Annotated in this window: 11 protein-coding genes; 6 read left to right on the forward strand and 5 right to left on the reverse strand. The window is 72.9% G+C overall.

Annotated elements, in window-relative coordinates; genetic code table 11:
• The first annotated feature begins 9 nt into the window (after positions 1–9).
• From ACGWYL_RS06490 to ACGWYL_RS06500, 3 genes are all read left to right on the forward strand, one after another.
• Positions 10–999, forward strand: coding sequence for an alpha/beta hydrolase (locus tag ACGWYL_RS06490; RefSeq protein ID WP_395486716.1), 990 nt, complete (start codon positions 10–12; stop codon positions 997–999).
• A gap of 88 nt (positions 1,000–1,087) precedes the next feature.
• A complete protein-coding gene (locus ACGWYL_RS06495) occupies positions 1,088–1,651 on the forward strand; it encodes a hypothetical protein (RefSeq protein ID WP_395486717.1) in 564 nt (187 codons plus the stop codon).
• Positions 1,652–1,702: 51 nt separating this feature from the next.
• The gene (locus tag ACGWYL_RS06500; RefSeq protein WP_395486718.1) at positions 1,703–2,890 is read left to right on the forward strand and encodes a lipopolysaccharide biosynthesis protein; all 1,188 of its coding nucleotides are present in this window, start codon (positions 1,703–1,705) and stop codon (positions 2,888–2,890) included.
• Position 2,891: 1 nt separating this feature from the next.
• Here the strand turns inward: ACGWYL_RS06500 and ACGWYL_RS06505 are convergent, their stop codons facing one another.
• From ACGWYL_RS06505 to ACGWYL_RS06525, 5 genes are all read right to left on the reverse strand, one after another.
• A complete protein-coding gene (locus ACGWYL_RS06505; protein ID WP_395486719.1) occupies positions 2,892–3,965 on the reverse strand; it encodes a glycosyltransferase in 1,074 nt (357 codons plus the stop codon).
• Complete coding sequence (locus tag ACGWYL_RS06510) at positions 3,962–5,332, reverse strand: O-antigen ligase family protein (protein WP_395486720.1); 1,371 nt, start codon at positions 5,330–5,332, stop codon at positions 3,962–3,964. The genes ACGWYL_RS06505 and ACGWYL_RS06510 overlap by 4 nt, the downstream gene beginning before the upstream one ends.
• Positions 5,333–5,334: 2 nt before the next feature.
• On the reverse strand, positions 5,335–6,162 hold the full coding sequence (locus ACGWYL_RS06515; protein WP_395486721.1) for a LicD family protein: 828 nt from the start codon (positions 6,160–6,162) through the stop codon (positions 5,335–5,337).
• Entirely contained in the window at positions 6,159–7,166 is a 1,008-nt protein-coding gene (locus tag ACGWYL_RS06520; RefSeq protein ID WP_179427165.1) for a polysaccharide pyruvyl transferase family protein, read from the reverse strand. The genes ACGWYL_RS06515 and ACGWYL_RS06520 overlap by 4 nt, the downstream gene beginning before the upstream one ends.
• An 84-nt stretch (positions 7,167–7,250) precedes the next feature.
• On the reverse strand, positions 7,251–7,964 hold the full coding sequence (locus tag ACGWYL_RS06525; protein ID WP_269304608.1) for a MerR family transcriptional regulator: 714 nt from the start codon (positions 7,962–7,964) through the stop codon (positions 7,251–7,253).
• 50 nt (positions 7,965–8,014) lie between these two features.
• Between ACGWYL_RS06525 and ACGWYL_RS06530 the strand changes: the two genes are divergently transcribed.
• The 3 genes from ACGWYL_RS06530 to ACGWYL_RS06540 all read left to right on the forward strand — a co-directional run bounded on the left by ACGWYL_RS06530 (position 8,015) and on the right by ACGWYL_RS06540 (position 12,085).
• Positions 8,015–8,527: a VanZ family protein gene (locus ACGWYL_RS06530; protein WP_395486722.1), complete on the forward strand. Its 513-nt coding sequence runs from the start codon at positions 8,015–8,017 to the stop codon at positions 8,525–8,527.
• Between the two features lie 118 nt (positions 8,528–8,645).
• Positions 8,646–9,860: an acetyl-CoA C-acetyltransferase gene (locus tag ACGWYL_RS06535; protein WP_395486723.1), complete on the forward strand. Its 1,215-nt coding sequence runs from the start codon at positions 8,646–8,648 to the stop codon at positions 9,858–9,860.
• Between the two features lie 32 nt (positions 9,861–9,892).
• A complete protein-coding gene (locus ACGWYL_RS06540) occupies positions 9,893–12,085 on the forward strand; it encodes a 3-hydroxyacyl-CoA dehydrogenase NAD-binding domain-containing protein (protein WP_395486724.1) in 2,193 nt (730 codons plus the stop codon).
• Positions 12,086–12,090: the final 5 nt, after the last annotated feature.

The raw sequence follows: 12,090 nt of genomic DNA on the forward strand, positions 1-12,090 counted from the left end.
CTCGGGCGCGTGCGAGTCGTGCGGGCGGTCGGGCGCTGGGCCCTGCGGGTGCTCCTCGCGGTGCTGGTGGCCGCCCTCGGGGTCGTGGTCTGGGCGCAGCTCAGCCCACGACCGGGGGTGTACGTCATCAACTGGCTGTTCTCGCTGACCGACACGGGCGAGTTCCGCGGCGACGAGGCCGAGGGCGTCGAGGGGCGCACCGACGTGGCCTACGGCGACGGCCCCGACGAGGTCCTCGACGTGTGGTCGCCGGTGGACCGCAGCGGGCCGCTGCCCGCCGTCGTGTGGGTGCACGGTGGCGCGTGGATCGGCGGCGACAAGGAGCAGCCTGCGCCGTACCTGCGGTTGTTGGCGCAGGAGGGCTACGTCGGCGTCTCGCTCGACTACTCCCTCGCGCCCGACCACCACTACCCGACGCCCCTGCGCCAGCTCGGCGAGGCGCTGACGTTCGTCCGCGAGCACGCGGACGAGCTGGGCGTCGATCCCGACCGGATCGTGCTCGCCGGCGACTCGGCGGGCGCCCAGATCGCGGCCCAGTACGCGGCTCTCGTCGCCGATCCGGCGTACGCGCGCCTGATCGGCATCGAGCCCGCCCTCCGGCCCGGCCAGCTGCGCGGGGCGATGCTGCACTGCGGCCCCTACGACCCGCCGATGGCGATGGACGACGAGGGCATCGGCGGCTGGTTCGTGCGCACCGTGGCGTGGGCCTACCTCGGCACGAAGGACGCGGATGACCCGCGGGTGCGCGAGGCCTCGATCGTCGGTCACGCCACGGCGAGCTACCCGCCCACGCTGCTCAGCGGCGGCGACGGGGACCCGCTGACGAAGCAGGGCCGCGCCCTCGCGACCCGCCTCGGCGAGCTGGGCGTGGAGCACGAGCCCCTGTTCTTCCCCGAGCTGGGCCACGAGTTCCAGTTCGACCTGAGGACCCCCGAGGGCGAGAAGGTCATGGGCGCCTCGGTTGCCTTCCTCACTCGCGTGACGGCACGCGACTCCTGAGAATCCTGAGTCGAATCGCGTCACGCCCGACTCACAACCCGGTCTCCTCCCTGACGGCGCACCCCGCGCCGGACGAGAGGTGATCTGGATGCAGTCCTGGTGGCACACCGCGAACCCCGACATCCTCGTGGCCCCCGACGGTGAGCTCGGCCCGCGATCGGTGCGCGCGTCCCGCTTCGTCGACCGTGAGCGCGTCCAGCCCGGTCCCTCGGGCCGGACCCTGTGGCCGCGCCTGGCCGACGTGCTGGCGACCGTCGCCGACGTGACCCCGCTGAGCCTCTACGAGACCTCGGCCGAGGACATCACGCTCATGCACGGCCGCACGATGCACTGGTACGCCACGGCCGGGTCCGAGACGCTCGTCGAGACCGTGGACGAGTGTGGCTGGCGTCGCTTCGCGTTCGTGCCGCCGGCCCGCGCCGCCGCGGCGCTGATCGGCTCGATCGCCACCGGCAGCCCCGACGCCGACGGCCGCTGGCTGGCGTGCGCGCTGGCCGATCCCCGCGGCAGCGTCGTCCTGTCCGACGGCGACTCCCTCCTGCTGGGCGACTTGCCGCCGGCCGCCGGCCCGATCCTCGCGCCGATGCATCTCGCGTCCGAGGACGTCAGCATGCTGCTGCTCGCGCGGCTGCGCGTGCCCGCGCTGACCTGAGCGGTCCCGGCCTCTAGGGTTCTACGGACGGGACCCGGAAGGACCGGTGGATTGAAGAACTCGCTGCTGCTGCTGTCGGGCTACGCCGGCAAGTCCGCCACCACCCTGCTGATCCTGTGGGGCTTCGCGCGGCTCAGCGGCGCCGAGGGCGCGGGCGAGTTCGCCTACGCGATGGCCGTCACCTTCCCCGTCTTCATCCTGGCCGAGCTGGGCCTGCGCAACGTCCTGCAGACCCTGCGCGGCGGGCCGCCGTTCCGGGCCTACCTGGCGCTGCGGATCGCCGCGGTCGCGCTGGCCGTCGCGGGCATCGGCCTCGCAGCCCTGTGGACCGACTCGTTCCCGCCCGCCGCCGTGCTGGTGCCGCTGCTCGGCCTGCGAGCCGCCGACTCGCTGCTCGACATCTGCCACGGCTGCCTCCAGGCCGCCGGGCGCATCGGCGCCGTCGCGCGCTGGATGTGGACGAACACGCTGCTCACGGTCGTCGCGGTGGCCGTGCCGCTGGCGTTCGAGCTTCCGGCCGAGGCCGCGATCTGGGGGTCGTTCGTGGCCTCCGTCGTCGTGCTCGTGCCGGTGGCCACGTGGTGCCTGCGGACGATCGACCCGGCTCCGTGGCGGGCGAACCGCGCGGACGCGCGACGCATCCTCGGTGCCGGGACGAGCCTCGGGGTGTCGCAGGGGCTCGCCTCGGCGATGACCTACCTGCCCACGATCTACCTGGCGGCGTCGGCCTCCGCGGCCGTCGTCGGCGTCTTCGCGGTCACCCAGTACGTGGTCACGTTCGCGAACCTCTTCCTCAGCTCGATCCAGCAGACGCAGCTGCGCGCGCTGCGGGCGGGCCTCGAGTCCGGCGGGGTCGCGCGGCTGCGGGCGCTCTCCCTGGGCGTGGGCCTGCGGCAGGTCGGCGTGGGGCTCGGCGTCGCGCTGCTGGCGCTGCTCGCGTTCCCGCCCGTGCTGCCGCTCGTGTTCGGCGAGGAGTTCACGCTCACGCGCTGGGAGTTCCTGCCGATCGCGCTGGCCGTCGTGGCGCTCAGCGTCGACTACGCGACCACCGCGCCGCAGCTCGTCCTCAACCGCTACCGCTCGCGCGTGGGCGTCGCGGTCGTCGGCCTCGCGGCGGCCCTCGTGCTCGCCGCCCTCACGTACGGGGACGCGACCCTGCTCTCGGCCGGGTACGTCGTGCTGGCCGGCGTCGCCGCGCGGGCCGTCGCCGGGGCGGTCCTGCTGCGGCGCGCGCTCTGAGTCAGGACCAAAGGGCGCGGTACTGCTCGGCCATCCGCTCGCGGCCGTAGCGCTCCTCGGCGCGGGTGCGGGCTCGACACCCCAGCTCGACCCGGCGCTCCGGCGACGCGAGCAGGTCGCGCATCGCCTTCGCGAGCGTCTCGACGAACGCGTCCTCCTCGGTGAGCGGGACGACCACGCCGGCGTCGGCCAGCGCGTCCACCCCGGCGGCCGAGCTGGCCACGACCGGAGCGCCGCACGCCATCGCCTCCAGCAGGACGAGCGGCAGGCCCTCCCAGCGCGACGGGACGACCACGAGGTCGGCCTCCTGCAGGTGACGGACGGGGTCGTCCGCGCCGACGAGCTCCACCCGCTCGGCGATGCCGAGCTCGCGGACGAGGGTCTCGAGGTCTTCGCGCTCCGCGGGATCGCCCGGGCCGACCAGCCGCACCGAGACGTCGAGGCCGCCCTGCGCGACGGCGCGGACCAGCAGGTCCTGGCCCTTCTGCCGGGTGAGCCGCCCGACGCACACGACGGTGCGCCCGTCGGTGGGCCGCGGGACCTCCGGCGGGCGGAAGCGCTCGAGGTCGACGGAGTTCTCGATCACCTCCAGGGCGGGACGTCGGCCGAGGACCTGGCGTCCCTCCGCGAGCTCGTCGCGGCCCACCACCACGGTGACGTGGGCACGCCGGGCCAGCAGCCGCTCGACCGTGCGGTAGGCCCCGGCGAGCCGGCCGCCGACGAGCCACGACCAGCCGTGCGGCACGAACACGAGGCGGGTCCCGCGCGGCCGCACCAGCCGGGCCAGGGCCCCGGTCTTGCTGGAGTGCGCGAACACCGCGTCGGCGTGGCGCATCGCCGCGCGGGTGCGGCGCAGGGCGGCCACGTCGGACGGCCCGGGCGCGCGCCGCAGCTCGATCGGGAGCCATTCGGCGCCGAGGGCCCTGGCCCGCTCGGCGAGGTAGCCGTCGGCCGGACAGCCGACCACGACGCGGCGGCCGTCGGCCACGCCGATCTCGACCAGCTGCAGGACGACCTCGGCGACCCCACCCGTGGTGGGCTGGGCGAGGTGGACGATGGCGCGCTCGGCCGTCATCGCTGCTCCTCCGGGACGTCGTCCGGCGCGGCGTCGCGCGTCACGGCGGCGGCCACGGCGAAGGCGAAGAACGCCCAGACGTAGCGCAGGTTCTGCAGGTTCAGCGTCAGCATCATCGTGACGATCACGACGACGCCGAGCAGCAACGCGGCGCGTTGCATCCGAGTGAGGTGGGCCGCCCGGCGCACCTGCAGCGCCGTCGCGCCGATCACCGCGCCGAACGCGAGCAGGCCCGCGATGCCACCCTCGGCCGCGAAGCTGAGGAAGGTGTGGTGCGCGACCTGGCCCTCGGTCCAGTTCCGGAACGGCGTCAGGCCGGCGGAGTACTCGGGGTACTGGCCGATGCCGACCCCGAGCAGCGGGTGGTCGGTCCACAGCTCCCACGCCCGGTTCCACAGCCGCCAGCGCGGGTCGGTGTCGGCGGCCTCCGACGACGTCAGCAGCCGCTCGACGCCGGGCAGCAGCGAGCGCGACAGGATGTCGGGGACGAACAGCAGCACGGCGAGGCCCGCCACGCCGCCGGCCATGAGCAGGGTGCCGATCCGGCTGGACAGCAGCGCGACGACCGCGAGCCCGAGCAGCGCGGCCATCGCGACCAGTCCTCCGCGCGAGCCCGTCGCCAGCACGCCGGCCAGCAGGACCAGCAGGAGCACCGGCCAGGCCGCGAGCCGGTCGCGGGCCACGAGGTAGAACGCCACCGCGACCGAGGTCAGCAGGTACCCGGCGTAGAGGTTCGGGTCCTGGAACCAGCCGAGCGCGCGGGTGCCGTCGGACGGCGCGAGTCCCGCGAGCGAGGCCGCCGCCTGGGCCACGGCGCACCAGACCCACAGCCGCGCGACCCGCAACAGCCGTCGCTCGGGCAGCGTCAGGAACGCCGCGAGCAGGGTCAGGAAGTACACGAGGACGACGACGAGCTTCATCGTGTCGAGCACGGCGTCGCGCGCGTCGAAGACCGGCAGCGTCAGCGCGGCCACCAGGCCCGACAGGACCATGACGAACAGCAGGACGGCGGAGAGCCCGGTGAACCGGCGCAGGACGCCGTGACGGAACGGGTCGAGCGCGTCGCGCACGCGGGGCCACGTGACGACCACGAGCACCGGCATCAGGAAGTCCGCCACCGACACGTTCAGCAGGAAGCCGATCGGCGGGAAGAACATGAACGGCATCGTGACGACGACGAGCTCGACGGTGCTGAGCCGCAGCAGCCGCACCGCGAGGAGCGCCACCAGCGCGAGGGCGAGCGCGAGGCCGAGCCGGGGGAGCGCCGCCGCCAGCACCCCGCAGCCGATCGCGCCGGCCACGGCGGTGGCGACGAGGCCGGGCGGCGGGCCGGAGCGCGGCGGTCGGAGCTGGGTGAGGGTGGGCACGGCTACCGGTCCAGGACCCCGGCGGAGCGCAGCGGCTCCACGTAGTGCTCGCGCGCGAACGCGACCTCGTGCGCGATCCGGTCGTCGGGCGGCGGGGTGAGGAAGTCGCCGTAGACGTGCCGCAGGTACTCGTCGACCGGACTGGGCGCCGGCAGGGCGAGGCCGCCGAGGTCGAGCGAGGTCCCGCCCGCGAACCAGCGGGCCGGCACGTACTCCCGCGCGCCGTACGAACCGCAGGTGTTCACCCACAGCGCGCCGCTGCCGAGCCGGCCTGCCCTCGCGACGAGACCGCGATGGGCGCCGGCGATCGCACGGGCCGGCACGAGCGAGAGCACCGCGCGCGCCAGCCGCGCGACCGTCGCCTTGCGCCGGTCGTAGTGCCGCCGCTCGGCCAGGTCCATGACCCGGAGCATGTGCAGCTGCGCCGTGAGCTTGAGCAGCGGTGTCAGCACCCGGCGCGCGCCCGAGGAGTCGGGCGCGACGTCGAGCGGGAACAGGTCGACCCGGATCAGCGTGTGGTGCACCCCGCGCAGCACGACGCGGGGGAAGAGGTACTCGTAGCCCGGGTCGCCGGGCGCCTCCACCGCGAAGTCCGTGCCGGCCAGGCCCGCCCGCAGCGCCTCGACCGCGCGTGGCTGGTCCGCCGACGGGACGTAGAGGTCGGCGTCGACGTCCCACGGGACGAGGTCGCCGTGCCGCCGGGCGCCGAGGGCCGTGCCGTAGGCGAGGAAGTACCGGCAGCCCGACGGCGCCAGCACGCGGTCGACCTCGGCCAGCGCCCGTCGCAGCAGCACCTGGATCTGCGCGATGCCCGGATCGGAGACGGTCATGCGGGGATGCGCTCCAGGAAGGGGCAGGCGTCCAGCAGGGCGGCGTGGTCGAAGGCGATCGGCTCGTCCGCGAAGTCCAGCCGGTCGAGCAGCCACCCGGCCTCGATCGGCTCGTCGCCCAGCGTGAGCGACTGCGCGTGGCGCAGCTTGTCCACCGACGCCATGTAGTCGTAGAACTTGAACTCCCCGCCGGCCGGGCGGCTGCCGCCGGCACCGTCGTCGGAGTCCAGCCACGCGTTCGGGATGCCGTACGCGTCGGCCAGGATCAGGCCGTGCAGCGAGGACGACACGATGCGCCGGCACGAGACGAGGTCCCGCAGGGTGCCGGTCACGTCGCTGCTGCCGAGGTCGATGATCCGCACGCCCTCGCCGGCCCGCGCCCGCGCCCACTGGCTCTCGGACCAGCGCACGACGATGCCGACCTCGGCGTCCGGCTCGACGTCGGGCCAGTGGACGAGAGGGCTGAGCAGCGCCGGGTCGCCGTAGACGCGCGGCACGGGCAGGCCGATGTTGCGCAGCCGGCTGCGGGTGAGCGGACCGCGCACGGCGCGGTACTCCGCGGCGGGCGTGATGCCCCACTTGCCCTCGGAGCCGAACGCGCCCGAGCCCCACACGACCGAGTCCTTGCGGGCCTCGCCGACGATCGAGCCGACCGCGAGGTACGAGGGCCCGTCCGCCGGGGCGTACGTCACGGGGTGCGAGGTCAGCAGCCCCACGAGCCAGGGCGAGAGCAGGTCGCCGAAGTTGGGGGTGTGGCTCCACCACACGAGCGGCACGTGGCCGTCGACGAGGAAAGCGTCCGCGGCGAGCCGGTACCGCTGCGCCAGCTCGCGCAGCTCGGCCGGGCCGGCGTGGGGCACGCGCGCCCGGGGGTCGGTGCTGAGGGAGGTGCCCAGCGCGCGGACCGCGGCGACGCGCTCGCGGCGAGCGGGATCGGTGTAGAGGTCCCAGCGCCGGCGGACGGCCCGGCGGACGGCCTGTCCCTTGGTGAACGACGCTGACACGGTCCCCCCGACCTGAGCTGTGGGCTGGCGGCCAGCATAGTGCGAGTCACTCCCGCCCCATAAGCCCCGCCCGCCACGCGTGGATCAGCTCCGGCGACGCACCGTCTCGCGCTTCTGCTCGTCCACGGCCTGCTCGTACGCCGTGACCAGCGCCTGGATCGTGAGCGGCTTGAAGCGCTCGATCATCGAGGTGATGATCTCGGGCGGCTGGCCCGACGAGGTGAGGTGCGGCCACACCTGCGTGCGGAACAGGGCGGTCAGCTCGTCGGCCAGGGCGGTGCCGTGGGCGAGGATCAGCTTGCGCGCCGCGTGCGCCGCCTCGATCGGCAGCTGGGCCTCGAGGAACCCGATGCCGACGGCCAGGTGCGCGGGCGCCAGCTTGAAGACGTCCTCGTCGGGGGTGGGCTCGATGACGCCGAGGGCGATGAGCAGCTCGAGCGCGTCGTCGGTCAGCTCGCGACCGGCCCGGCGCTCCAGCTCGGCCCGCTGGAGGGTCTCGGGCAGCTCGGGCATCCACGGCGCGAGCAGCGTGCGGTGCAGCGCCACCTGGCCGGGCGTCGCGTCGCCCGGGATCTTGTCGAGGTAGCCCTCGATGGCCTGCAGGGTGAAGCCGTGGGCCTGCAGCTCGCGGACGAGCTCGAGGCGGACGATGTGGTCGGCGCCGTAGTAGCCGTTGCGGCCCTCGCGGCGCGGCGGCGGGATCAGGCCGCGGCCGGCGTAGAAGCGCACGGTGCGCACGGACATGCCGACGCGCTCGGCCAGCTGCTCGATGCCGATCGACTCGGGGGCGTCGTTCACGTGGTCGAGAGTAGTCCCGCTCGCCCTCGCGCTGCCCTACGCTCGGGCAGGTGCAGCAGCGCCGCAGGCCGACGCGCGCCGTGATCGTGCTCGCGGCGCTCTACGTCCTGCTGCTGGCGGCCATCGGGCTGTGGCCGCGCCACGTCGACTCCGGGCTCGCCGTCCAGGACTGGCGACTGACCTCCGCGATCGCCGACGCCCTCTCGATCTCGACCGACCGGGTCGTCGACGCGGCCGAGGTGCTGGCCAACGTCGTGTTCTTCGTTCCGGTGGGCGTCCTGGTCGCGTGGGCGCTCCCGCGCGCCTCGATCCTGGTGGCCGCCCTGCTCGGTGGCGCGGTCGCCCTCGTCATCGAGATCGCGCAGTGGCAGGGACCGATCGACCGCACCGCCTCGGTGCTCGACGTGGCCGCCGACGTGGTGGGCGCGGTGCTCGGCTTCGCCGCGATGCGCGCGGCCGCGGGTGGCTCGCGACTGGCCCGGACGGGCTCCTGGGCGCTCGCGGTGGTCACCGTGGGGGTCCTCGCGGTGCTCCTGACCGGGCTCGTCGTGTCCGGATCCTGACCGGGAAGTCAGGCATGGATCGATCTTCGCCCGGGTGGAATACTGGGGGTATGTGGCGACTCTGACAGTAATGGTGTCAGAATCATCGCCAACGCTTCCACCGGCTGTGAGGACATCCATGACCGAGGCATTCATCTACGACGCCATCCGTACCCCGCGCGGGCGCGGCAAGAAGAACGGGTCGCTCCACGAGGTCAAGCCGATCTCGCTGGTCACCGGCCTGCTCGACGAGATCAAGGTGCGCAACCCCGACCTCGACCCGAACCAGGTCGACGACGTCGTCCTCGGCGTCGTGTCGCCCGTCGGCGACCAGGGTGCCGACATCGCCCGCACCGCCGTGCTGGCCGCCGGCTTCGGCCAGCAGGTCGCCGGCGTGCAGCTCAACCGCTTCTGCGCCTCGGGCCTGGAGTCGGTCAACCAGGCCGCCTCGCGCGTCAAGTCCGGCTGGGAGGACCTCATCATCGCCGGCGGCGTCGAGTCGATGAGCCGCGTGCCCATGGGCTCCGACGGCGGGGCCTGGGCGATGGACCCCAAGACCTCGCTCGACACCGGCTTCGCGCCCCAGGGCATCGGCGCCGACCTGATCGCCACCATCGAGGGCTACAGCCGCGAGGACGTCGACACGTTCGCCGCCGAGTCGCAGGCGCGTGCCGCGAAGGCGATCGCCAACGGGTACTTCGACAGGTCGATCGTGCCGGTCCGCGACCTCAACGGCCTGACCGTCCTCGACCACGACGAGTTCGTCCGCGAGGGCACCACCGTCGAGTCGCTCTCGGGCCTCAAGCCCTCGTTCGCCGACATCGGCGACCTGGGCGGCTTCGACGCCGTCGCGCTCCAGCGCTACGTCGACGTCGACCAGATCAACCACGTCCACCACGCCGGCAACAGCTCGGGCATCGTCGACGGCGCCTCGCTGGTCCTGATCGGCAACGAGAACGCCGGCGCCCGCCACGGACTCACGCCGCGCGCCCGCATCGTCTCGACCGCCGTCATCGGCTCCGAGCCCACGATCATGCTGACGGGCCCCGGCCCCGCCTGCCGCAAGGCGCTGGACAAGGCCGGCCTGTCGATCGAGGACATCGACCTGCTCGAGATCAACGAGGCGTTCGCCGCCGTCGCGCTCAAGCTCATGCGCGACCTCGACGACTTCCCGCACGACCGCACCAACGTCAACGGCGGCTCGATCGCGATGGGCCACCCGCTGGGTGCCACCGGCGCGATGATCCTGGGCACCCTCGTCGACGAGCTCGAGCGTCGCGAGAAGCGCTACGGCCTGGCCACGCTGTGCATCGGCGGCGGCATGGGCATCGCGACCATCGTCGAGCGCATCTGACCTCCCGACCCGAGACCCGAGAAGGAATACGTATGACTGCAACCGACGCGGTGCGCTACGAGGTCGAGAACGGCATCGTCACCCTGACGATCGACGACCCGAGCCAGAGCGCCAACACGATGAACGAGACCTACCGCGCTTCCATGGAGGCCGCGGTGAACCGTCTCGCCGACGAGATCGCCCAGGACGCCGACGCCATCAAGGGCGTCGTCGTCACCAGCGCGAAGAAGACCTTCTTCGCCGGCGGCGACCTCAAGCTGATGACCCAGGCCACCCCGGCCGACGCGCAGGCGCTGTTCGACAACGTCGAGTCGATCAAGGCCACGCTGCGCAAGCTCGAGACGCTGGGCAAGCCGGTCGTCGCGGCGATCAACGGCGCTGCCCTCGGCGGCGGCCTGGAGATCGCCCTGGCCTGCCACCACCGCATCGCGGCCGAGGGCCGCTACGAGATCGGCCTGCCCGAGGTCACCCTCGGCCTGCTGCCCGGCGGTGGCGGCGTCACCCGCACCACCCGGATGTTCGGCATCCAGGACGCGCTCATGAACGTCCTGCTGCAGGGCCAGCGCAACCAGCCCGAGAAGGCGCTCAAGATCGGCCTGATCGACGAGATCGTGCCGGCCGACGAGCTGATCTCGAAGGCCCGCGCCTGGGTCGAGGCGAACGCCGGCGACGAGGACGCGGCCAAGCAGCCGTGGGACCGCCCCGGTCACAAGATCCCCGGCGGCACGCCCAGCAACCCGAAGCTGGCGGCCTTCCTGCCCAGCTTCCCGGCGAACCTGAAGAAGCAGCTCAAGGGTGCGCCGTACATCGCGCCGCGCCACATCATGAGCGCCGTCGTCGAGGGCGCCCAGGTCGACTTCGACACGGCCAGCCGGATCGAGTCGCGTTACCTGGTCAACCTGCTCATCGGCCAGCAGTTCAAGAACATGACGCAGGCATTCTTCTTCGACCTCGGCGCCATCAACGCCGGTGGCTCGCGCCCCGACGGCATCGCCGAGCGCAAGGCCGAGAAGCTGGCCATCCTGGGCGCCGGCATGATGGGCGCGGGCATCGCCTACGAGGCGGCGCGCGCGGGCATCGAGGTCGTCCTGAAGGACGTCAGCGTCGAGGCCGCCGAGAAGGGCAAGGGCTACTCCGAGGGCCTGCTGGCCAAGCAGGTCCAGCGCGGTCGCCTCACCGAGGAGAAGAAGGCCGAGATCCTCGGCCGGATCCACCCGACCGCCGACTACGCCGATCTCGCCGGCTGCGACTTCGTCGTCGAGGCCGTCTTCGAGTCGGTCGAGCTCAAGCACAGCGTGTTCGGCGAGCTCGAGCCGATCGTCAACGGCGACGCGCTCCTGGGCTCGAACACCTCCACGCTGCCCATCACGACCCTCGCCGAGGGCGTGCAGCGGCCGGAGGACTTCATCGGCATCCACTTCTTCAGCCCCGTGGACAAGATGCAGCTCGTCGAGATCATCGTGGGCGAGAAGACCTCCGACGAGGCCCTCGCACGCGCGATCGACTTCACGAAGCAGATCCGCAAGATCCCGATCGTCGTCAACGACAGCCGCGGCTTCTTCACCTCGCGCGTGTTCGGCACGCTCGTGATGGAGGGCGTCGAGATGCTGGCCGAGGGCGTCGACCCGGTCGTCATCGAGCGTGCCGCGCAGCTCGCGGGCTTCCCGGGCCAGCCGCTCGCGATGTCCGACGAGGTCTCGCTCACGCTGCAGCAGAAGATCGAGGGCGAGGCCCGCAAGGCCGCCGCGGCCGAGGGCAAGGAGCTGCCCGTCACGCCCGCGTCCGAGGTCGTCAACCAGCTCGTCGAGCTCGGTCGCCCGGGCAAGGCCGGCGGCGCCGGCTTCTACGAGTACCCCGAGAGCGGCAAGAAGTACCTGTGGCCCGAGCTGTGGAACCTGTTCGTCAAGGATGACGTCGACGTGCCGCTCGAGGACATCGAGGAGCGCCTGACGTTCATCATGGCGATCGAGACGGTCCGCTGCTTCGAGGAGGGCGTCATCCGCCAGGTGGCCGACGCCAACATCGGCTCCATCTTCGGGATCGGCTTCCCGCCGGTCCACGGTGGCGCGCTGCAGTACGTCAACGGCTACGTGGCCGCGAACGGTGAGATCGGCGTCAAGGCCTTCACCGAGCGCGCGCAGGAGCTGGCCGAGAAGTACGGCGAGCGCTTCAGCCCGCCGGCCCTGCTGCTGGAGAAGGCCGAGAAGGGCGAGAAGATCGCCTGATCGAC

This window comes from Aeromicrobium sp. JJY06 (assembly GCF_044069275.1).
GTDB lineage: Bacteria > Actinomycetota > Actinomycetes > Propionibacteriales > Nocardioidaceae > Aeromicrobium > Aeromicrobium tamlense.